The organism is Natrinema sp. LN54, from assembly GCF_052439245.1.
Taxonomy (GTDB): domain Archaea; phylum Halobacteriota; class Halobacteria; order Halobacteriales; family Natrialbaceae; genus Natrinema; species Natrinema versiforme_A.
On record NZ_JBQVRP010000006.1, the window covers coordinates 42,292 to 62,554 of the forward strand.

At 64.6% G+C, this 20,263-nt stretch carries 20 protein-coding genes; 13 read left to right on the forward strand and 7 right to left on the reverse strand.

Features of this window, described 5'->3' with window-relative positions; genetic code table 11:
• On the reverse strand, nucleotides 1-1,521 hold the full coding sequence (cysS, locus tag ACT4ML_RS17290) for a cysteine--tRNA ligase (RefSeq protein WP_444721983.1): 1,521 nt from the start codon (nucleotides 1,519-1,521) through the stop codon (nucleotides 1-3).
• A 146-nt stretch (nucleotides 1,522-1,667) separates the two neighbouring features.
• Between cysS and ACT4ML_RS17295 the strand changes: the two genes are divergently transcribed.
• Entirely contained in the window at nucleotides 1,668-1,988 is a 321-nt protein-coding gene (locus ACT4ML_RS17295; protein WP_444721984.1) for a DUF7344 domain-containing protein, read from the forward strand.
• A 113-nt stretch (nucleotides 1,989-2,101) separates the two neighbouring features.
• On the opposite strand, the gene ACT4ML_RS17300 is transcribed toward ACT4ML_RS17295, so the two are convergent.
• Nucleotides 2,102-2,641 carry a DUF7523 family protein gene (locus ACT4ML_RS17300; RefSeq protein ID WP_444721985.1) on the reverse strand — a complete coding sequence of 180 codons (540 nt, stop codon included), beginning with the start codon at nucleotides 2,639-2,641 and terminating at the stop codon, nucleotides 2,102-2,104.
• A 153-nt stretch (nucleotides 2,642-2,794) separates the two neighbouring features.
• Between ACT4ML_RS17300 and ACT4ML_RS17305 the strand changes: the two genes are divergently transcribed.
• The 6 genes from ACT4ML_RS17305 (at nucleotide 2,795) to ACT4ML_RS17330 (ending at nucleotide 7,215) form a co-directional block, all read left to right on the forward strand.
• Nucleotides 2,795-3,118: a NifU family protein gene (locus tag ACT4ML_RS17305; protein ID WP_006430125.1), complete on the forward strand. Its 324-nt coding sequence runs from the start codon at nucleotides 2,795-2,797 to the stop codon at nucleotides 3,116-3,118.
• A 59-nt stretch (nucleotides 3,119-3,177) separates the two neighbouring features.
• Nucleotides 3,178-3,435, forward strand: coding sequence for a BolA family protein (locus ACT4ML_RS17310; RefSeq protein ID WP_138245251.1), 258 nt, complete (start codon nucleotides 3,178-3,180; stop codon nucleotides 3,433-3,435).
• A gap of 165 nt (nucleotides 3,436-3,600) precedes the next feature.
• On the forward strand, nucleotides 3,601-4,104 hold the full coding sequence (locus tag ACT4ML_RS17315) for a universal stress protein (RefSeq protein ID WP_444721986.1): 504 nt from the start codon (nucleotides 3,601-3,603) through the stop codon (nucleotides 4,102-4,104).
• A 100-nt stretch (nucleotides 4,105-4,204) separates the two neighbouring features.
• Nucleotides 4,205-4,687 (forward strand): PH domain-containing protein, encoded by a 483-nt coding sequence (locus ACT4ML_RS17320; RefSeq protein ID WP_444721987.1) that lies wholly within the window; start codon nucleotides 4,205-4,207, stop codon nucleotides 4,685-4,687.
• 1 nt (nucleotide 4,688) lies between these two features.
• Nucleotides 4,689-6,359 (forward strand): PH domain-containing protein, encoded by a 1,671-nt coding sequence (locus ACT4ML_RS17325; protein WP_444721988.1) that lies wholly within the window; start codon nucleotides 4,689-4,691, stop codon nucleotides 6,357-6,359.
• Between the two features lie 100 nt (nucleotides 6,360-6,459).
• On the forward strand, nucleotides 6,460-7,215 hold the full coding sequence (locus tag ACT4ML_RS17330) for a hypothetical protein (RefSeq protein WP_444721989.1): 756 nt from the start codon (nucleotides 6,460-6,462) through the stop codon (nucleotides 7,213-7,215).
• Nucleotides 7,216-7,307: 92 nt separating this feature from the next.
• Here ACT4ML_RS17330 and ACT4ML_RS17335 read toward each other — a convergent pair whose 3' ends face one another.
• The 4 genes from ACT4ML_RS17335 to ACT4ML_RS17350 are packed head-to-tail and all read right to left on the reverse strand — an operon-like array spanning nucleotide 7,308 to nucleotide 11,695.
• Nucleotides 7,308-8,480: an ABC transporter ATP-binding protein gene (locus ACT4ML_RS17335; RefSeq protein WP_444721990.1), complete on the reverse strand. Its 1,173-nt coding sequence runs from the start codon at nucleotides 8,478-8,480 to the stop codon at nucleotides 7,308-7,310.
• A 40-nt stretch (nucleotides 8,481-8,520) separates the two neighbouring features.
• Nucleotides 8,521-9,450, reverse strand: a complete 930-nt coding sequence (locus ACT4ML_RS17340; RefSeq protein ID WP_444721991.1) for a carbohydrate ABC transporter permease — start codon at nucleotides 9,448-9,450, stop codon at nucleotides 8,521-8,523.
• Nucleotides 9,447-10,418, reverse strand: coding sequence for a carbohydrate ABC transporter permease (locus ACT4ML_RS17345; protein WP_444721992.1), 972 nt, complete (start codon nucleotides 10,416-10,418; stop codon nucleotides 9,447-9,449). The genes ACT4ML_RS17340 and ACT4ML_RS17345 overlap by 4 nt, the downstream gene beginning before the upstream one ends.
• Before the next feature lie 14 nt (nucleotides 10,419-10,432).
• On the reverse strand, nucleotides 10,433-11,695 hold the full coding sequence (locus ACT4ML_RS17350; RefSeq protein WP_444721993.1) for an ABC transporter substrate-binding protein: 1,263 nt from the start codon (nucleotides 11,693-11,695) through the stop codon (nucleotides 10,433-10,435).
• Nucleotides 11,696-11,906: 211 nt separating this feature from the next.
• On the opposite strand from ACT4ML_RS17350, the gene ACT4ML_RS17355 reads away from it, so the two are divergent.
• The 6 genes from ACT4ML_RS17355 (at nucleotide 11,907) to ACT4ML_RS17380 (ending at nucleotide 18,819) form a co-directional block, all read left to right on the forward strand.
• Nucleotides 11,907-13,316 (forward strand): class II fumarate hydratase, encoded by a 1,410-nt coding sequence (locus ACT4ML_RS17355; protein WP_444721994.1) that lies wholly within the window; start codon nucleotides 11,907-11,909, stop codon nucleotides 13,314-13,316.
• Between the two features lie 360 nt (nucleotides 13,317-13,676).
• Nucleotides 13,677-13,910 (forward strand): HVO_2901 family zinc finger protein, encoded by a 234-nt coding sequence (locus ACT4ML_RS17360; protein ID WP_138245260.1) that lies wholly within the window; start codon nucleotides 13,677-13,679, stop codon nucleotides 13,908-13,910.
• A 216-nt stretch (nucleotides 13,911-14,126) separates the two neighbouring features.
• The gene (locus ACT4ML_RS17365) at nucleotides 14,127-14,615 is read left to right on the forward strand and encodes a PH domain-containing protein (RefSeq protein WP_444721995.1); all 489 of its coding nucleotides are present in this window, start codon (nucleotides 14,127-14,129) and stop codon (nucleotides 14,613-14,615) included.
• Nucleotides 14,612-16,210: a PH domain-containing protein gene (locus tag ACT4ML_RS17370; RefSeq protein WP_444721996.1), complete on the forward strand. Its 1,599-nt coding sequence runs from the start codon at nucleotides 14,612-14,614 to the stop codon at nucleotides 16,208-16,210. The genes ACT4ML_RS17365 and ACT4ML_RS17370 overlap by 4 nt, the downstream gene beginning before the upstream one ends.
• Nucleotides 16,211-17,381: 1,171 nt before the next feature.
• A complete protein-coding gene (locus tag ACT4ML_RS17375; protein WP_444721997.1) occupies nucleotides 17,382-17,777 on the forward strand; it encodes a DUF5805 domain-containing protein in 396 nt (131 codons plus the stop codon).
• On the forward strand, nucleotides 17,767-18,819 hold the full coding sequence (locus tag ACT4ML_RS17380) for a tyrosine-type recombinase/integrase (RefSeq protein WP_444721998.1): 1,053 nt from the start codon (nucleotides 17,767-17,769) through the stop codon (nucleotides 18,817-18,819). Before ACT4ML_RS17375 ends, ACT4ML_RS17380 begins: the two co-directional genes overlap by 11 nt.
• A 443-nt stretch (nucleotides 18,820-19,262) precedes the next feature.
• Here the strand turns inward: ACT4ML_RS17380 and ACT4ML_RS17385 are convergent, their stop codons facing one another.
• Entirely contained in the window at nucleotides 19,263-20,189 is a 927-nt protein-coding gene (locus tag ACT4ML_RS17385; RefSeq protein ID WP_444721999.1) for a hypothetical protein, read from the reverse strand.
• Between the last annotated feature and the right edge of the window lie 74 nt (nucleotides 20,190-20,263).

Consider the following 20,263-nt stretch of genomic DNA (forward strand, 5'->3'; position numbering starts at 1 on the left):
TTACTCGCCGGAGGGCAGTCGGTACGTCGACCCGTCGTCCGTATCCTGCACTTCGATTCCGAGCCCCTCGAGTTCGTCGCGCAGTTCGTCGGCGCGCTCGTAGTTGCCGGCCTCGCGTTCCCGCTCGCGAACCTCGAGCACGAGATCGACGACGTCGCCGGCGAGTTCCGCCGACCCCGTCGTCTCGCCCGCAAAGGAGAGCCCGAGCACGCCGCCCAGTTCCTCGAGCGTCTCGACGGCCCGCCGGAGCCCGCGGTAATCGTAGCCCCCGGAAGCATCGCCGTCGCCGCCTTCGTCCTCGGTTTCGAGATGGCGGTTGATCGCCGTCGCGACCGACAGCAGCGCGGACTGGGCCTCCCGCGTGTTGAAGTCGTCGTTCATCGCGGTCGTAAACGCCTCGCGCGCGCCGTCGATTTCGTCGCGGAACGACTCGTCCGTGACCTTCGAACTCGCATCGGGCGAGTCAAGCGCCTCGACGGCCGCCTCGTAGCCCCGCTCGAGTTGGTCCCAGCGCTCCTCGGCCTCGGCGATCGTCTCGTCGGAGTAGAGCTGTTTGCTGTTGTAGGAGCCGGCGGTCAGGAACGTTCGCATGACGTTTGCCCCCCAGCGGTCGATCGCCTCCTCGACCGTGACGAAGTTGCCCAGACTCGAGGACATCTTCTCCTCGTCCATCTGGAACAGTTCGCAGTGGAGCCAGTACTTTGCGAACTGCTGGTCGGTCGCGGCCTCGGACTGGGCGATCTCGTTTTCGTGGTGGGGGAAGACCAGATCCCGGCCGCCGACGTGGATGTCCAGCGTCTCGTCGAGGTGGGTCATGCTCATCGCAGAGCACTCGATGTGCCAGCCGGGGCGTCCCTCGCCCCACGGCGAGTCCCACGTCAGGCCCGCCGGCGGGTCGCCGCCGTGGTCGACGCCCTCGTGGCGGTGTTCCGCGACCGCATCGGCGTCGACGCCGCCGGCCTTCCAGAGGGCGAAGTCCGCCGGATTGCGCTTTTCGGTGCGCTCGTCGGGATCGCCCTGTGACTCGATCTCGTCGAGTTCCTGATTCGAGAGCTTGCCGTACTCGTCGAAGCTGGTGACGTCGAAGTAGACCGAGCCGTTGGACTCGTAGGCGTAGCCCTTCTCGATCAGGGTCTCGACGAGGTCGATGATCTCGGGGACGTGTTCGGATACCCGCGGGTAGACCTCCGCGCGCAGGAGGTTCAGCGAGCGCATGTCGTCGATCGTCCGCTGGATGTAGGTCTCGGCGACCGCGCTCTCGTCCTCGCCCAACTCGTCCTCGCCGACGCGGGCGACGATCTTCTCGTTGATGTCGGTGAAGTTCTCGACGTGACGCACGTCGTAGCCGAGGTGCTCGAGCCAGCGGTGCATAACGTCGACGTGGACCCACGACCGCGCGTGGCCCAGATGCGGCGGATCGGAGACCGTCAGGCCACAGTAGTAGAGGAGAACGTTCTCGGGGTCCCGTGGCTCGAACGGCTCTTTTGCGCCCGTCAACGTGTTCGTCACGTGCAGGGTCATTACGCTCACTTCCCCCGGGCGAAAGTTAAACGGTGTGATGACACCCGGACGAGCCGCTCGCGGCGCATTCTCGCGAGCCGAGCGAACGTTTGGACGCATTCGTCAGAATCCCTTTTGACGTACTGGTCGACGTGACGACCAGAAAGATGGAACACGACGTCGCCGTCTCCGGTGCCGTCCGCGCGGACGACGGTACCACCCCGACCAGAATCCAGTGGGAATCGATGCAGCGCCGACACCGGCTCGTCGCACACCTCGAGTCTCGAGCCGACCGCGCGACCGTCGACCGACTCGTCGATGCGCTGGCGAGCGACGACGAGGAACCGCTCGACCGCACGCCGCTCCGGGTTCGACTCGTCCACGTCGATTTGCCGCGGCTCGAGGACGCGGGGACGATCGCCCACGATGCAGACCGCGGCACCGTTCGGCTCGTCGACGAACCGGACTGGCATCGATCGGAGACGTGAACTGCCAGCCACTCGGTGATGCCGTCCTCGAGCACGGCATCGAGGAACTCCGCTGCCGCGAGTGGGAGTTCAGTGAAGTCTCCGATAGCAGCGAGGACTGAACTGGGACGTCGTCACGCCCTCTCAGCGTCGACTCGCTCGAGTGCGTCTTCGACCGTCCGAAGCGCGTTCGCACCCTCGAGTCGGTCGACGACGACCACCAGCGTTCCGTCGGCGACGCCCGCCGCGGTCGGGGAAATGTCCGCGATCGAAAGCCGCGCCATCACGTCGGCGAGCGCCGCGGTATCGACCTCGCCGGCGGCGACGATCGCGGTCCGATCGCCGTCGCAGGGACCGAAGGCCGTCCCGCCGACGCGGAGGAGCGGGTCGTCGGACTCGCCGCCCGCGCCGGCTCCGTCCGTGTCCGCGTCGTCCGTCTCGCCCTCGAGCGGCCCGATTCCGCTTTCCATTCGAACGCGAACCTCTCGCGACTCGGTCTCGTAGGCCGGTAACTCGTCGGCGTACCGCCGGAGCGCCGTCGCGATGGCGTCGGTCTCGCCGTCGACCGCGAGGGTGCGAGCGGCGGCGGTGTAGTTGACGACGCCGGCCCGCAGGGCGGTCCGGAGGAAGGGGCGGCGGTCGACCGCCCGTCGCGTCTCGGCTGCCAGTGACATAGCGGCGACGGCGTCGCGAGCGGGCATAAAGCCGCCGCCATCGCGGCCGCGGACGGACGTGATCGTCTCGGTTGCGGGTCGTACGGGACGTGTGAACGAGGTGTGATTCGGTTCGCCCGACAGTATTTATCGCTTCAGTTCTTTGTCTCACCCATGAGCCAGTCCGAGCCGGAGCAGTCGGCCGAGGACGCCGTCCGGGAAGACGTATCGCTGTTCCTCCGCCGGAACTTCCCCCAGATCGAGGCCCACGGCGGCGAGTCCGCGATCACCGAGGTCGACCTCGAGGAGGGGCGCATTTCGATCGCCCTGTCCGGGGCCTGTAGCGGCTGCGGCGTCAGTTCAATGACGACCCAGGCGATCCAGCAGCGGCTGCCCGCCGAGATCGATCCGATCGACTACGTCGACGTCAGCACCGGATTCGACGGGATGGCCGGCGGATCGTCGGGACGCGACGTGCCCGACGACGTGCCGTTCTGAACCGGGTCGCCACCGACCGCGACCGCGGCGCTTTTGCCGCGAGCGACCAACGCTCCCCTATGAAGCCAGCCGACGTCGAGGAGATCATCGAGTCGAACCTCGAGGACGCCGACGCCACGGTCACGCACGCACGCGACGAACATGACGAGGACCACCTCGCCGCGACGGTCGTCTCGCCAGTCTTCGAGGACCTGCCGCTGGTCCAGCAACACCAAGAGGTCTACGACGCCTTGGGCGATCACATGACCACCGATATCCACGCCCTCGAGCTGTCGACGTACACCCCCGAGGAGTACGACGACCTCGAGGCCGAATAGCCGCGTCCGGCCGGGTTCCGCGGGGAAGGAATCCCGACCCCGCGGACTCGTTTCACGCCGTGCAGCGACTTCACGGAGCGATTCGAACGCGAGGAATGAAATTCTGATCCGGCATGCATACTTTTCTGGACAGATATATCGTTCTCCGCCCGGTACGACGACGTAATGGCATCGTCCTCGAGAGAACCGAACGAATCGACCTCGAGTAGCGGTCTTGCGGTTGCAGATGCACAGTCCACCGGCGCGGAGACTTTCGACCGCGTTCTCGTCGCGACCGACGGCGACACCGACGACGCGGTCGGGGCGGTCGCCGTCGCGGAGGCCGCCCGCCACGACGGGCGCGTCGAGACGCTGTCGGTCGTCCCGATGAACGCGTCCGTCGACCGATGGGATATGGTGGTCGAACGCCGGGAAGACAGCGCCGAGGCGGCGCTGGATGCGGTCGGCGACGCGGCCGCCGAAACCGACGTGTCGGTCACGAAACGGCTCCGATACGGCGACCCCGTCGAGGAAATCGTCCGGTACGCGAGACACAATGACGTGGATCTCGTCGTTCTGGGCGAACCGAATCGGACCGGTCTCCGCCGATTTCTCTCGCCGACGAGCGTCACCGAGCGGGTCCGCAAATCGGTGTCGGTCCCCGTGCTCACGGTCCCCGCTGACGACTGACCGGCGCTCGAGACTCGCCGTCGGCGAGCCGATACCTGCGAGACTCGCGGCGTGTCCCCGGAACCGTAGCTTTATCCATCAGTCTTGACATGTATCGGATATGGAATCGCTGCATCCCCGCATCCGACTGCTCTGGATCGCCCGCGGCGCGCTCGCCGCGGCCGTTCTCGCCGTCGCCCTCGTCGTTCTCGACCAGTGGCTCCCCACCGTGCTTCCGGTCTCGATCTCCGTGCCGCCGGCGGCGATCGCCGCGGTCGTCGCAGTCGCGTTCGTTCTCGGCATCGTCTACGCCGTCCGGCTCTATCAGGTCTGGCAGTTCGAACTCCAGGACGACGCCCTCTACCTCGAGCGGGGCGTCGTTACCTTCGTCGAGACCGCGGTCCCGTTCGTGCGAGTCCAGCACGTCGACACCCAGTTCGGTCCCGTCGAGCGCGTGCTCGGCCTCTCGAGCGTCGTCGTCTACACGGCCGGGTCCCGAAACGCCGACGTTCGGATTCCGGGGCTGACGCCGGACCGCGCCCGGAGCCTGCAGAACACGCTCCGCGAACTGGCCGTCGAGAGCGAGGCCGAGGATGCCGTCTGATATGAATCGCTTACATCCGCTCAGCGCGGTGTCGATGGCGCTTCAGCGTGGGTTGACCGGGTTCTCGATTCCGGTCCTCCTCACGGGTCTCGGTTCCAGCGTGCTCGGCATCGACAGCGATGCGCTGTTAACGCTGGTCCCGATCGGCCTCGTCGCCGGTATCGGCTACGGCCTCGCGTACTACTATCGATTCACCTACGGGGTCACCGCGGACACCTTCGACGTGACGTCTGGCGTGCTCTCCCAGCGGTCCCGCGAGATCCCCTACGGTCGCATCCAGAACGTCGACGTCGCACAGGGCGTTCTCCAGCGGGTGCTCGGACTCGCCGTCGTCTCGATCGAGACCGCCGGCGGCGGCGAGACCGAGGCGACGCTCAGATTCGTCAGCGAGGCGGAAGCGAACCGACTGCAACGCGATATTCGGCGCCGAACCGCCGCCGTGAAACAGCGCCGGCGCGAGACGGATTCGGCCGAGGCCGAGACCGGCGCTGGCACTGGCACTGACACCGGTACCGATAGCGAGCCGTCTCCCGATGAGGCGGCTCGTGCCGACGACACGCCGGATTCAGCGTCCGAGTCCGGACGGACGCCGTCCGCGGACCGGACCCGCGAGGAGACCCAGCCCGCCCGTACCCGACGACAGCGGTTGTTCGCCCTCGAGCCGCGGGAACTCCTGTTGTACTCGCTCTCGTCGTTTCGGCCGGCCGCCGCTGCAGGGCTTCTCTTCATCTTTGCCTTCGCGAGCGGACCCATCCTCGACTTCCTCGTCGCCGTCGCCCGGCCGTTCGGCGGCCCGGCGGACCTCGATAGCGGCTCCGTCGGCAGTTACGGCATCCTGACGCTGATCTCGATGATCAACGGGATCGCGGTCACGTACGTCCTCAACGCCGGCTACACGTTCATCGCGTACTACGACTTCCAGTTGGGGCGGGCCGACGAGGACTTCGTCTACGAACGCGGCCTGTTCCAGCGCTACAGCGGGTCGATCCCCGCCGACAAGATTCAGGCGGTGACGATCACCGACAACCCCCTCCAGCGACTGCTCGGCTACGCCGGCCTCTGGGTCGAGACCGCCGGCTACGGCCCCGAGAGCAGCGGCGGCAGCCAGTCGGCCGTTCCCCTCGCCGAGACGGCCCGAATCCGCCGCTTCGCCGAGAACCTCACCGGCGTCGAGCCGCCGCAGTTCCGGCGGCCACCGACGCTCGCCCGCCGGCGCTATCTCGTCCGCTACTCCGTCGTCGCTGCCGTCATCGTCGCGATCGCGTTCGGACTTGCGCAGGTCTACACCCTCGAGCGCTGGTATCTCGCCGCGGTCGTCTTCGCGGCGGTGCCGCCCGCGGCGCACCTGAAGTACGTCCATCTGGGCTACTTCGTCGGCGAGGACCACCTCGTGATCCGGACCGGGTTCTGGAACCGGCGGACGACCGTGATCCCTTACTACCGGATCCAGACGGTCTCGACGCAGCGGTCGGTCTTCCAGCGGCGGCTCGGGCTGGCGTCGCTGGCCGTCGACACCGCCAGCTCGCGGACGTTCAGCTGGGGGACGCCGACGATCTACGATATCGACCTCGAGGACGCGCGTGCCGTCCACGAAACCAGCCGGGAGCATCTGCAGGTGGCCCTGCGCAAACGCGCTCGAGACGACGTCGGGCTATCGGTGGACTTCACCTGATCGGCGGAGTCAAGACGGTCTCGAGTCCGGTTCGAGGCCCGGCGAACTCTGGCTCCAAGAGACCACGTCGCTTTTGCCCCGACCGTTCCACTCGCTCCGTATGGATCCAGAAGGCATCGGTCGGCCGATCGAGGACCATCGCCGGGGAGGCATGATCGCCGATGCGCTTCGGTACCCAGTTAGTGATACGTTCGGACGGGCAGCGCTGCTCAGAAGTAGCGTCTGTGTCGTCGCGATCGCGATCGGGCTGCGGTACGCGGCGGCGTTCTCGCCGTCGATCGTCGCGCTCATCCCCGCGCTCGTCTCGTTTCTCGGCGTCGTCGTCCTCTTCGGGACGACGGCGTTCGTACTCGGAGGTGCCGAGCAGCGATCGCAGCCGTCCGTCCGGGCGGTCGTCCGGCCCGGTCTCGAGTCGCTCGCGCTGTCGATCGTGTTCCTCGTCCCGTCGATCGTCCTCCTGGCCCGGTCGCTGACCGTGACGCCGGCGGCGCTCGCACTCGAGAACGGCGCGGGACTGTTCTCGCTCGTCTCGTCGACCGCGTCGCTGTTCTTCTTCGTCGCGTGTGCGTACACGTACCCGGCCGCGGTCGCCGCGAACGCCTCGACCGGACGCCTGCGAACGGCCGTCGAGGCCGAGACGTTACTCCCCGTGTTGACCGCCCCGGCGTACTTCCTCCGATGGATCGCCGGCTTCTCGGCCGTCGTTCTCGCGGTGTGGCTCGCCGTCACGTCCGTTCGTCGCGGCGACGCACCGGGGTTGATCGCCGCCGCGGCCGCCGCTTACCTTCTCGTCGCGAGCGCCCGCATCGTCGGCGTTGGCTACGCTCGAGCGGCAGGCAGTGACCCGATGTCGTAGCCACGGGACGCAGCCGACCGAAACTCGCGACGGACGAAGAACAGTACTGCGAACCGTCCGACAACCGTGGGACCCGGTCCCGACCTCGCCGATCAGACGTTCGGCATTCGCGGCTCGTTGCTCTCGACGCGGCGGTTGTGGAGTGCCTCGTTGGTTTTCGCATCGAAGACGTGAATCGCGTCCTCGGGAATGTGAACGATCACGCGTTCGCCGGCGTCGATCCGGGTCATGCCGTCGACCGTCGCGATGAGCGTCTCGTTCTCGTCGTCATCGAGTGCGAGATAGACGATGTTCTCGTCGCCGGTCGGTTCGACCACGGTGACCGTCGCGGGGACGGTGTGGCCGTTCGCCCGCCGTTGGTCACCCTCGCTGCGTTCGATGTTGATGTCTTCCGGACGCACGCCGAGGACGAGTTCGTCTCGATCGCCGACCGCCGTCGCGATGTCGTTCGAGACGGTGTACTCGAGGTTCTCGTCGACGAGGACGGCCCCGTCGCCGTCCGCGTCGCGGCGCGCCACGTCGAAGAAGTTCATCGCCGGTTCGCCGATGAAGTCCGCGACGAACACGTTCGCGGGTTCGTGGTAGCACTCGAGCGGCGTGCCGACCTGCTGCAGTTCGCCGTCGTTGAGGATGGCGATCCGGTCGCCCATGGTCATCGCTTCCGTCTGATCGTGGGTGACGTAGACCGTCGTCGTCTCGAGTTGGTCCTGTAGTTGCTGGAGCTCGGTCCGCATCTGTGCGCGGAGCTTGGCGTCGAGGTTCGACAGCGGCTCGTCCATCAGGAACACGTCCGGCTCTCGGACGATCGCGCGACCGAGCGCGACCCGCTGTTGCTGGCCGCCCGAGAGCTCCTCGGGCTTCCGGTCCAGCAGGGGATCGATCCCCATCATTTCGGCGGTCTCTTCGACTCGCGCGGCGATTTCGTCGTCCGGGAGGTCGGTGGACTCCTCGAGTCCGAACGCCATGTTCTCCCGAACGGTCATGTGCGGGTACAGGGCGTAGGACTGAAACACCATCGCGATGTTCCGTTCTTTCGCCGGCAGGTCGTTGATCACCCGGTCGTCGAGACGAATATCGCCGTCCGAAATCGTCTCGAGGCCCGCGATCATCCGCAGCGTCGTCGACTTGCCACAGCCCGAGGGGCCGACGAGAACGAGGAACTCCCCGTCATCGATGTCGATCGATACGTCGTTGACGGCAACGATCTCGTTGCCGTCGTCTTCCGTGAATACTTTTCGTACGTCGTCGAGTTGAGTTTCTGCCATCGTCAAATCCTCCGATTCGGTACCGTCTGTTGTCGGTCGGTCATGTCTGTACCCCCTCCGCGAACTTGTCGGCGAACAGCACGTAGACGAGCAGGGTCGGGAGCGCCGTGATGAACGCGCCCGCCATTCGGAGCGGGTAGTCCGTTCCCTCCATCGACTGGCCGAGCCCGGACAGAATGAGTGTCGCGGACGCGGCCGGGTTGTTGGTGCTCCCGATGATCGTCAGCGAGAACAGGAACTCGTTCCAGATCTGGGTGAACTGGAAGATGAACACGACCGCGAACATCGGTATCGACAGCGGCAGGACGATCCGTCGGTAGACCCGCCAGACCGACGCGCCGTCGAGCCTCGCTGCCTCGATCATCTCCTCGGACATTGTCTTGTACTGCGACCGGAACAGCAGCGTCACGATCGGAATCCCGTAGGCCGTGTGCGTGATGATCAGTTCGAGGATCGTCGCGTAGTGTGGCTCGAGCAGCGGGAGGCCCCACAGGAACGAGAGCCGCGTACCCAGTTGCATGTACTGGCTCCAGAATTGGAAGAGCGGAACGATCACCGCCTGGTACGGGACGAAAATGCCCGCGATGAACAGCGCCAGCACGGCCATCTGACCGCGCCAGTCGACGAGCGTCAGCCCGTAGGCGGCCATGCTGCCGAGGATCGCACACAGGATCGTCGAGGGGATGGTGAACAGCATGCTGTTCACCATCCCGGGTGCGAGGAAATCGAACGCGACCTGCCACTTCTCGACCGTAATCCCGCTCGCAGAGAGGGGCGGAAGGAACGGGAAGGTCTCTTGGAGTGCGGTCGACGTTTTGATCGACGTCACGAGTCCGGATTCGATCGGGATCAGGTAGAACCCGACGAGACCGATCAGCGTCGCGTACAGTCCCACGCGGCTAATCGAAATCCCGCTGGTCGCGTGCTCCGTCGCCGTCGCCTCCTCGGTAGTAACTGTCTTTTCGCTCATAGGTTCCCTCGCTTGTATTGGTTGTACAGATACGGCGCGATGACCGCCAGCGACACCGCGAACAGCATGATCGCGATCGACGACCCGTACGCCCACTCGGATCGGCCGAACGACTCGCGGACCATTTTGGTCGCCAGGATGTCGGCCCCGCGGCGGGGTCGGTAGCCGTCGAAGGTCGCGTACAGGAAGTCGAAGGCCTTCAGCGCGAACAGCACGAGGACGACGGACGCGCTGACCGTCGCCGGCCGCAACTGCGGAACGATCACGCGCCAATACATCCGAACCGTGCTCGCACCGTCGACTCGTGCGGCCTCGTACTGGTCGTTCGGAATCGACCGGAGCGCGGCGAGGTAGATAATCATCGTGTACCCGCTGAACTGCCAGACGAGCGCGAAGATCACCGCCCCTAACACGAGGTTGGGACTCCCCAGCCAGTTGTAGGGTCCGAGACCGAAGAGCCCGATGAATTGGTTGATGATGCCGTTGTTCACGTTGTACATCCACCGCCAGAACTGCGCCGTGACGATGAACGAGAGGGCGAACGGGAGGAGGTAGATCGTCCGAAACGACCTGCCGAACCGAATCTCACGGTCGAGCAGCAGCGCTAACAGGAGACCGACGATCAGACAGACGATCGTAAATCCGATGAGTAGAACGAACGTGTTCCACGTCGCCGCCCACATCCCCGGATCGTCCAACATCGCCCAGTAGTTCTGGAGACTCAGATTGCCGTAGTCCGGATCTCCGAATCCCGAGTACTCCGTCAGCGAGAGCAGGAGGTTCCAGCCGATCGCGGCGTAGACGAAAAAGCCCATCAACAGGAACGGCGGCAGCCAGAACGGCGACGACTGCACGATATCGCTGTCGAGCCAGCGGCGGAGCGTCGAGCGCTCCTCGGCGGTCCCCCCGTCCGTCCTGACGCGTCGCTTACGCCGAACGCTACGCAGTAATTCGAAAAAACGTTTCATAGTCTTGAAACGAGTTAGATGGCGTCCATGAACCCGCTCGTCGCACCGTCGACGTCGTAGGGGTCCGCGAAGTTGTTGTTGAGGACCTCCTCGAGGTCGGCCTGCGTGCTCGTGTCAACGGCGAGGCCGTGTGCGAGCGTCGGCGGCTTCTCCGAGACGTTATTGAAGTCCTCGATCGTCTCCGTGAGGTAAGGGTTGAACTCGTCGGTAGCCGCGTCCGGTATCGTCGGGATCGACCCCTTGTACTGGTTGTACGCGACTTGCGCCGTTTCGGAGCCGACGAACTGTAACCAGGTCGCGGTGTCGTCGGGCGTCGGATTGTCGCTCGGGTAGATGAACGAGTCGATGTGGAGGGTGTAGTAATCCTCCGTACCGGGGTACCGGATCGCATCCCAATCTTCGCCGTACGTGAGATCCCTGTCATCCGCGATGTACGCGCCGGCGGCCCAGTTGCCCTGGTGGACGAACGCGACGTTGCCGCCCATGAGGTCCTGATTGACTTCGGTGAAGTCGACGGAGGCCGCGTCGTTGTTGATGTAGCCGAGGAGCTGCTCGAGCTTCTCGAAAGTGTCGCGGACGGCGCTCTCGTCGCCGTTGCCCTCGATGAAGTTCGTGTAGGCCTCGTAGCCGTGTTCGCCGAGCATCGTCTGCGCCCACGTCTGGAGGATACACCACGTCGCGAGCGAGAACCCGAACGGCGTCGCGTCGGTCTCCGATTCGACGGCGTCGAGCGCGTCGATGAAGGCGTCGGCGCTGTCGATCGACTCCGGATCGACGCCGGCGCTCTCGAGGACCTCGACGTTGTAGAAGAGGTCGTTCAGACGGTGGGAGCCGAGCGGGACCGCCGAGAAACCGCCGTTGTGCTGGCAGAGTTCGACCGCTTCCTCGACGTGGGTGTCCTTCAGACCGGCCTCGTCCCAGACCTCCGACTCGATGTCGCCGACGGCGTCACCGTACTGCTCCAAGTTCGCACCCGGCCAGCCGGCGAACGAACTCGGCGGGTCGCCGCCCTGGAGGCGGTTGGAGACCGTCTGGTCGAGCGTCGTGTTTCCACCGCCACCGATCGGGTTCTCGTTGTAGTCGATATCCGAGTGCTCGTCCTCGAACGCCGAGAAGAGCGCGTCGGCGGCTTCGGCGCCGTCGCCGCCGGTCCATCCGTGGAGGACCTCGAGCGTATCGCTGCCCCCACCGCCCGTACATCCTGCGAGTCCGGCGAGTCCAGCTGCACCTGCCCCTTTCAGCACCGTTCTCCGTGGTACCTTGTTAGCGTCAGTCACTGCGAATCACACATGATAGATTGTCTGGGTCCCACTTAATAGTTTCCAAAATTAATTATGTTCTGAGTGAATGGTTTAATTTGATAGGAGTTGGCCGGATGCCCACTGAGATCCCGACACGGTGCACGTCGGGACGGTTACGCGGGGTCCCGAATCGGGACACAGAACCAGACCGGTGGATTTTACGCACCCGACCGTCAACGCACCGCACATGAGCGAGGATTACAGAGTCGAACGCGACAGCCTCGGCGAAATGCAGGTTCCCGCGGACGCCTACTGGGGCGCACAGACCCAGCGCGCGATCCAGAACTTCCCCATTTCGGGAATCACGTTCAGCCGTCGGTTCGTCCGCGGGCTCGGCGTCGTCAAGAAGGCCGCCGCACAGGCCAACCGCGATCTCGGCCTGATCGACGACGACGTCGCCGAGGCGATCATCGAGGCCGCCGACGAGGTCATCGCCGGCGAACACGACGACCAGTTCCCGGTCGACATCTTCCAGACCGGCTCGGGGACGTCCTCGAACATGAACGCGAACGAGGTCATCGCCAACCGCGCCGCCGAACTCATGGGCAGCGAAATCGGCGACCGCGTCGTCCACCCCAACGACCACGTCAACTACGGCCAGTCGAGCAACGATGTCATCCCGACCGCGATGCACGTCGCCTCGCTCGAGGCCGTCGAAAAGGACGTCATCCCGGCACTCGACACCCTCCGCGAGGCCTTAGAGGAGAAAGAGGAGGAGTTCGACGACGTCATCAAGACCGGCCGCACCCACCTGCAGGACGCGACGCCGGTCACGCTGGGTCAGGAGTTCGGCGGGTATCGCACACAGGTCGAGAAGGGACTGGCCCGCGTCGACCAGGTCCGGGACCACCTCGGCGAACTGGCCCTCGGCGGCACCGCGACCGGGACCGGCCTCAATACCCACGAGGAGTTCCCCGGCCGCGCCGCGGAGTACATCACGAAGGAGACCGGCGTCCAGTTCCGCGAGGCCGACAACCACTTCGAAGCCCAGGCCGCCCACGACGCGATGAGCGAGGCCCACGGCGCGCTTCGGACCGTCGCCGGCTCGCTGAACAAGATCGCCAACGACCTCCGACTGCTCGCGTCCGGCCCGCGCAACGGACTCGGTGAGATCGAACAGCCCGAGAACCAGCCCGGCTCCTCTATCATGCCCGGCAAGATCAACCCCGTCGTCGCCGAGGCCGTCAATCAGGTCCACAAGCAGGTCGTCGGCAACGACGCCGCCGTTTCCGCCGGCGCCGCGGAGGGCCAGATCGACCTGAACCTCTACAAGCCCGTGCTCGCCCACAACTTCCTCGAGTCGGCAGAACTCATTTCGAACGCGAGCCAGGTCTTCGGAGAGCGGTTCGTCCGGAAACTCGAGGCCAACGAGGAGTACTGCGAGGAGCGCGTCGAACAGTCGATGGCGATGGCCACCTCGCTGAACGTCCACATCGGCTACGACAAGGCCAGCGAGGTCGCCAAGGCCGCCCTCAAGGAGGACAAGACCGTTCGCGAAGTCGTCCTCGAGAAGGGCTACCTCGACGAGGACGAGGCCGACGAGGTGCTCGATCCCCGGAAGATGGCCGAGCGCGGCATCCTCGGGCAGGACGACTGAACCGGGAGCCGTCTCCCGGTCACCGCTCGCCCGCTTTCATCGTCTCCTGTTCTCCGTACCGTTCATCGCTCACCGCATACCGCTCGATCGAGTCGACTGCTCGCGGACCGTCGTTCCTCGCCGTCTTTCTCACGATCACTCGAGGTTCTGATACAACGATGAGATGGTTGTTCCCATACGGCATGATCCGTGTGATCTGACAGCAAGCGGAATACTCGAGCACGAGTAAACTGCCGATTCTGTCGTTCTTTTTTCCCGGACCGGATCGACCAAATCGGCGCAGTGGAGCCGAATCAGGGCACAATTCGATGTAATAAAAGAACCCAAGCAGTTTTGGCGGAGGCTCGCGTCAGACGAAATATGCACACCTGTCGCAACTGCAACCAGTCGTTCCAGACCGAACTCGCCCTCGAGTTACATCGGGATACGTGTAAAAACGGACAACTCCTCTGTCAGGTATGCGGGGAGCGATTCCAGGAGGGCACTGCGACGGAAGACGGCTGGCACTACGAGTGTCCGAACGAGGACTGCGAGGGAGACGGACTACAGGAGGACCTCTATCGCGTTGGGGACGTCCGAACGGCGACGCAGTAACCCTCTCGAATCGCGACTCGCTTCTCTCGTATTCCATCCGTGAGCGATGGCTCGAGAGACTCGTCTGTGTCGTGGCGATCCGAACTTCCTCGGACGACGGCGTGTCCCCTCGCTGCGGGCGAGTCCGTCGATTACCCGCGGCCAGCGTGCCTTTCACGTCGTGAGAACCACCGCCGCTTTCCCACCCTTTAATCGGGTAGTGCCCGCACGATAGGTATGGAACGGCTCACTCCGCGAGTGCGAGTCGTCTGGATCGCCCTCGCGATCGTTCGAGCCGCGATTTTCGGTGGCCTCCTCGTGGGCGCGGCGATCGCCCTCACGCGGACCGATTTCTGGGACAGCGCGCCGTCGAACCTCGTGCCCGCCGCCGTCGCGATCGCCGTCGTCCTCGCCGTTCTGCGCGTGCTCGTGGCGTGGCGACGCTACGGCGTCTGGCGGTTCGAACTCCGAGACGACGACCTCTACATCGAACGCGGCGTCTTCACCCGAGTCAAGACCGTCGCCCCCTACGTCCGCGTCCAACACGTCGACTCCCGGCGGTCGCCGCTCGAGCGAACCACGGGTCTCGCGACCGTTGTGGTCTACACGGCCGGTTCACGGAGTTCGGACGTCGCAATCCCCGGGCTGACGCCGGCTCGCGCCGAGGAAGTACAGGAATCGCTCCGCCGACTCGCGATCGAGAGCGCGGGTGAGGACGCCGTATGAGGTCGCTCCATCCGGCGTCGGTCGCCGTCCGATCGCTCTCGCGGAGCCTCAACACCGGCTTCCTGTTCTTCGTCGTCGGCATTGTCGTCTCACCGGGCGGGAACGGGACCGATCTGCTGTCGGTCGGCGCGCTCGTCGCGATCGGCATCGTCACGGGGATCATCTACGAGTTCGCGTACTACCGACGGTTCCGGTACGAACTCTCCGACGACACGTTCGATGTCACCTCCGGGGTGTTCGCTCGCAGGGACCGTGAACTCCCCGTCGGACGGATCCAGAACGTCGATATCAGACAGAACGTGATCGGTCGCGTTCTCGGCATCGCCGCCGTCCACATCGAGACCGCGGGCGGTGGCCAGACCGAGGTCAGCCTGCAGTACGTCGCCGAGGACGAGGCCCACCGGCTCAGGCGACGACTCCGGCGCGGCGCGAGCGCCGAAACCGCCGACGCGACCGACTCGAGTCCCACCGAAACGGGAGCGCAGGCGACCGAGAGCGAACGGGAAATCGACGACGACGAGGAACTCCTATTCGAGATTCGGCCGCACGAACTCGCGATCCTGAGTATCTTCACCATCGATCCCGGGGCGAGTCTCCTGGGCGGGATCGCGCTCTCGTTCGCCAGCGGCTTCGATCCCGCGACGTTGCTCCCGACCGACCGCATCGCGGGGCTCCCGGGTCCGGAATCGGGATTGCTCACGCTCGCGTGGGGACTCGTCCTCTTCTTGCTCGCCGCGTGGGTCATCAGCGCGGCGCTTACCTTCACCCGGTATTACGGCTTCCGACTCACCCGCGTCGGCGACGAACTCTACTACGAACGCGGGCTCCTCCAGCGCTACAGCGGGACGATCCCGCTCGAGAAGGTTCAGACGCTCACCGTCTCGGAGTCGATCCCGTTCCGGTGGTTCGGCTACGCCGCGCTGAGCGTCGAGACGGCCGGCTACGCGCCCGGACAGTCCGACTCCCGCGGGACGGAGTCCGCGATTCCGCTCGCCGACGCCGATCGCGTGGCCGAACTCGCGCGGGCGATCGAACCGTTCGGCCCGATCGACCTCGAGTCCCCGCCGCGACGGGCGCGCGAGCGGTACGCGGTCCGGTATTCGCTCGTCGTCGCCGCTATCGTCGGCGGTGCGTACGTGCTGGCGCGGTATACGGCGGTCGTCCGGCAGTGGTACGTCCTCGCCGTGCTCGCCGTCCTCGTCCCGGTCGCTGCTCACCTGAAGTGGTCGAACCGAGGGTACCGAATCGGTGACCGATACTTCCTCACCCGCACGGGCTTCTGGCGACGGACGACCAAAGTCGTCCCCTACTACCGGGTACAGGCCGTCATCCATCAGGCGACGATCTTCCAGCGCCGACGCCGACTCGCCAGCGTGACGGCCGACACCGCAAGCTCCGCGTCGCTCCTCGGGCGGGCCGCCATCGCCTACGACGTGGACGAAAAGCGGGGACTCGAGATGCAGGCCATCATCGAGGAGCGGTTACAGGACCGTCTCCGGGCACGTCAGCGCGAGCGGACGGTCGGGCAGTGGTTCCGGGACGCGACCGAATCGGCGGACGAGGAGCCGTCGGCCGACGAGACCGACGACCGTTGAATCGTGGGTCGTTCGGTCAACTTCGCTACCAGCACTCCGCATTCACTCTGTATAGCGTCATAGGATATACGAGTTCAAACGCGGACAGTGCTAATCCCATTGAAGAAACTGACCGTGCTCACGGAGACGTGAATATAGCCCGTTCTATGTCCGATATCGACTCGAGAACCGTTCCAAAGGCAAGGAGCAGTCAGAGCGAGTCCCCACTGGCCGATCTATCGAAAAACGCCACAGCGCCGTTCTAAGCCGATCGAGGCGGTCGACAGTTACCCGGGCCGAACGAGAGTTTCTCAAGCGAGAGAGTCGTCGCAGACGCAGTGTGTAGTGTTCTGAAATCGACTCGAGGGCGGATCAACGAGTGATAGCAGTGTGGAACGAAGGTGTGGCCTACTCGAGTCGGAGACAGTCGCGTCTCGACTCGCGAGATGGAGGCGTGAAGACCGGGCCACGCAGTGACTCATGCGAGCGGTCGGACGGTTCAGATTGTAGTACATGAACGAATCGCCGGTCCAGAAAGGGAGACGACGACTCACGATCGGTCGCGGTGGAGCCGTTCGCAAGCGGGTGCGTTCGATCGGACGAACGCAGTGGCGGCCTCGACCGCGACTGATCGTAATCCGGATCGGGCCTCCTCGAACTGGCGGTCCGTTCCCTCGTGACTGCTACGGCGTGTGACTCGACTCTGGCTCGAGCGAGATTCGTTTCTCACAGCTCGGTTCAATGAGGGCCGTTCGATTAGTTGAGTTGCAGACCACTAGCTGGTTCGCGGAGTTCGCCGTGCAATGGACTCGAGACGATTCTTGCTACCGGCCGACTCGTTCGACGAGTCGACTCCGTTTCGAGACTGAATATACGACGAGTTTCGGACTCGAGTTGGGCTCTTCAGGTCGCTCGAGGAGCGGATCGACTACGTCGAGTGACAGTGACCGGTCACGCGTCGTAGCTGAATTCGGGGTGGCGTTTCGATGCTTCGACGCGACTGTCCTACTTATTATCCCGAACCATATCACCACGTGGCCAATATCTATATCTCACACTGTGGCACTTCTATAAGAGAATATCTTCGACTATAGGACTACATCTGCTACCAGAAGGGAACTATATGATAAGATAAACTCACTTAGCTCGAATAATGGGTAGATTGAAGATCACCGCGTCTGATGGATGGCGTATGAGCGATTCGGCGGACACCTCTCGGACCGCTGTCAAAACGTACGTCCCGGCCTACCAGAAATCGGAGTGGCAATCCCACGCCGACGAGCTCAACATGAGCCAGAGCGAGTTCGTTCGAACGATGGTGCAGGCGGGGCGAAAGGGGTTCGAATCCGGCTCAGCGGAACCCGATTCTACCGACCCAGACCCTGGGGGTAGCGGCCTCGAAACACAGGTCCTCAATTTACTCTCGTCTGACACGTATTCGTGGGAGGAACTCCTCGAGGCGGTCTCGGACGACATCGAGTCGCGATTAGACGAGACGCTCGAGGATCTCCAGTCGGCAAACCGGATTCGATACAGCGGTCGCCACGGCGGGTACACGACGATCGACGGTGGTGGCGATGGCGACTGAATCCGGGACCGACACCCCGGAGGACGTGACCGACCCCATCGAGTACTTCCTCGACGACCAGCGCTATCACGGCAAGAGCGACCGCACGCTCGAGGCCTACGAACGGGTGCTCCGGCAGTTCGAGGCCTTCGTCCGCGAGCGCTTCGACGCGGACGCGGTCGGTGCGGCCGAGCGACGGGAGTGTATGGCCTGGATTCACTCGCTGCGCGGCGAGTTCGAGTCGAGTACGATCGCGAGCTACGCGTCCTATCTCAACCGATTCTACGACTACATGACCCGCGTCGGCGTCTTCGATGCCAACCCGATGGCGCTCGTCATGGAGGAGATGTCCGAATCGATCGACACCAACCCGACGAGACGGGATCTCTCCGTCGGCGAAATGCGGTCGTTCCTCGGTTCGATCGACCATCCCCTCGAGCGGGCCGTCATCGTCACGCTCCTGAAGACGGGAATGCGCGTCGGAGAGCTGTGTAACCTCGATCTGCGGGATCTCCATCTCGAGTCCGTGCAGGCGGAACTCGACTGCGAGTGGTCTCCGCGCGTCGGGCTCGAACGCCGACCGTCGTCACTGTTCGTTTCGTCCGAGCCGGCCCGCGGAACGGCCGTCAACGGCGAGGAGAGGACGGCCTCGAACAAGCGAAAGCGGGATACGGTCGTCCCCGTCGACGCCGAACTCCAGCGGGCGCTGCTCGAGTGGCTGGCGATCCGTCCCGACGCGATCTCGCCGGCACGGCCGCTCTTTCTCGATACCAGAGACTCGTGGGGCGAGCGGATCGAGCCGTCTGATGTCCGCTATATCGTCGAAAAGCACGCTCGTGACTACGGCTGGTACCGGACCGGTGGCGGGACCCAAGAGAACGTCACCCCCCACTACTTCCGGCACTTCTTCACCACGCACCTGCGGGATCGGACCGGCGACCGGGGGATCGTTCAGTACCTCCGCGGCGACGTCGCCGGCGACGTGATCGATACCTATACCCACAACTGGGGCGACCGCGTTCGCGAGACCTACCTCGAGAACATCTACGCTATCACCGAGTAGGGGAATCAGTCCCGCTGGTTCTCACTGTCGGCGACCCGAGTCACGGTTGGGGCTGCAGACGGGCGATTTCGGCCGTTCGACGCACGTTGCTGTAGATATTTACTACAATTATCCGTAACCGACGCGCTCGAGACAGTACAGATAAATCTCATACCACTATATCAACTTCGCCCCCGAACGGTGAACGCGATCGGTCGTCGACACCGTCGAAGGAACCGCCCGCTGCATCGGTGTCGACATCGATAGCGAAGTGAGTCCCCGGAAGCGGAACGTTCTCCAGTCACGACCGTAGCAGGGGTGAGACCGTGGATTCTCAACCGACGACGGAGCAGTACGGCGAGGTGGACCGGCAGTACCGACTTCGGCTATCGCAGACTCTCTCTTCGGTCAGTTCGACGGAGCGACCGGCAGAAAGCGGCATTGACGATCCGCAGGAACGCTGGTTACGGCTCGACGGCGAGTTCCGTCTCGAGGTCGCCCCCGTTCAACAGGGAGCGAACGAGATCGACCGTCTCGGTGGTTTCGGCCGTGTTCTCGAGCAACACGGTCTCGCTCGGAAAGAGCTGTTCGCCGAGCAGGAGACCGTGATCGCGAGCGGTCGAGCCGGTGACGGTCAGATAGACGCCGAGCCCCGCGTCGGCGATGGCCGCCTCCTCCTCGCGGTCCTCGTCGGGGTAGCGAAAGTCGACGCCGTCGAGCGTCCGCGTGCCGAGTACTGCCTGCACGAGCCGTTCGTATCTGGGTTCGATGCAGAGCGGCCCCTCGTAGGCCTCGAGGAAGTCCCGGTCGAGCGTCCCCGACGACGGAGCGACCTCGGGCGAGGCTAACAGCGTGTGGTAGACCGTATCGCCGAGGCCGGTGACGACCTGCACGTCGGTATCGGAGGGATTGATCCGGGCGTTTACGTCGGCGATCCGGTTGAGCGGCTCCGGCCGGAGTTCGACGACTTCCTCGAGGACCAGATCGGCGCTGTCGAACCCGAGCGCGAACTCGTGGGTCCGAAGGGAACGGAACGGCTCCTCGCGGCCGACGAGTTGGATCGCCGCGTCGTCGGGTGCACCCTCGATATTCGTCAGCGGGATCGTGACGCTGTCGAAGACGATCCGGCGGGGCTTCCCGGCGCGGTCGTCCCGCAACAGCGTGTATTCGGGTTCGGTCGGATCGTCCACGGCGCTGTAGTCGGCGAGACGATGGTAGACGTCCTCCTCGTCGGGATCGATCGACCCCTTCGTGAGTGCCTTTTCGTGGCGGAGCGTCGACGTAATGTCGTCCGCGAGATCGGGGACATCGAGGCGATCCGCGAGCCGGTCGAGAACCGACTCGAGGGGTCGCCCCTTGCGTGGAACAGCGATCGGTATCGTCTCGCCCATCGATCGATTCTCCATCGGCGACGGATAAACGAGTTGTGTTTCCGGAAGAGTCGCGAGCCCTGGGGCCGAGATTC

Excerpts from the sequence above, each read along its gene's own strand:
- ACT4ML_RS17335 (WP_444721990.1), bottom strand. The coding sequence starts at position 8,480 with ATGGCAGAAACTCAACTCGACGACGTACGAAAAGTATTCACGGAAGAC.
- ACT4ML_RS17320 (WP_444721987.1), top strand. The coding sequence starts at position 4,205 with ATGGAATCGCTGCATCCCCGCATCCGACTGCTCTGGATCGCCCGCGGC.
- ACT4ML_RS17330 (WP_444721989.1), top strand. The coding sequence starts at position 6,460 with ATGGATCCAGAAGGCATCGGTCGGCCGATCGAGGACCATCGCCGGGGA.
- ACT4ML_RS17325 (WP_444721988.1), top strand. The coding sequence starts at position 4,689 with ATGAATCGCTTACATCCGCTCAGCGCGGTGTCGATGGCGCTTCAGCGT.
- ACT4ML_RS17340 (WP_444721991.1), bottom strand. The coding sequence starts at position 9,450 with ATGAGCGAAAAGACAGTTACTACCGAGGAGGCGACGGCGACGGAGCAC.
- ACT4ML_RS17375 (WP_444721997.1), top strand. The coding sequence starts at position 17,382 with ATGAGCGATTCGGCGGACACCTCTCGGACCGCTGTCAAAACGTACGTC.
- ACT4ML_RS17380 (WP_444721998.1), top strand. The coding sequence starts at position 17,767 with ATGGCGACTGAATCCGGGACCGACACCCCGGAGGACGTGACCGACCCC.
- ACT4ML_RS17360 (WP_138245260.1), top strand. The coding sequence starts at position 13,677 with ATGCACACCTGTCGCAACTGCAACCAGTCGTTCCAGACCGAACTCGCC.
- ACT4ML_RS17345 (WP_444721992.1), bottom strand. The coding sequence starts at position 10,418 with ATGAAACGTTTTTTCGAATTACTGCGTAGCGTTCGGCGTAAGCGACGC.
- ACT4ML_RS17315 (WP_444721986.1), top strand. The coding sequence starts at position 3,601 with ATGGCATCGTCCTCGAGAGAACCGAACGAATCGACCTCGAGTAGCGGT.
- ACT4ML_RS17365 (WP_444721995.1), top strand. The coding sequence starts at position 14,127 with ATGGAACGGCTCACTCCGCGAGTGCGAGTCGTCTGGATCGCCCTCGCG.
- ACT4ML_RS17295 (WP_444721984.1), top strand. The coding sequence starts at position 1,668 with ATGGAACACGACGTCGCCGTCTCCGGTGCCGTCCGCGCGGACGACGGT.
- cysS (WP_444721983.1), bottom strand. The coding sequence starts at position 1,521 with ATGACCCTGCACGTGACGAACACGTTGACGGGCGCAAAAGAGCCGTTC.
- ACT4ML_RS17310 (WP_138245251.1), top strand. The coding sequence starts at position 3,178 with ATGAAGCCAGCCGACGTCGAGGAGATCATCGAGTCGAACCTCGAGGAC.
- ACT4ML_RS17370 (WP_444721996.1), top strand. The coding sequence starts at position 14,612 with ATGAGGTCGCTCCATCCGGCGTCGGTCGCCGTCCGATCGCTCTCGCGG.
- ACT4ML_RS17300 (WP_444721985.1), bottom strand. The coding sequence starts at position 2,641 with ATGTCACTGGCAGCCGAGACGCGACGGGCGGTCGACCGCCGCCCCTTC.
- ACT4ML_RS17305 (WP_006430125.1), top strand. The coding sequence starts at position 2,795 with ATGAGCCAGTCCGAGCCGGAGCAGTCGGCCGAGGACGCCGTCCGGGAA.
- ACT4ML_RS17385 (WP_444721999.1), bottom strand. The coding sequence starts at position 20,189 with ATGGGCGAGACGATACCGATCGCTGTTCCACGCAAGGGGCGACCCCTC.
- ACT4ML_RS17355 (WP_444721994.1), top strand. The coding sequence starts at position 11,907 with ATGAGCGAGGATTACAGAGTCGAACGCGACAGCCTCGGCGAAATGCAG.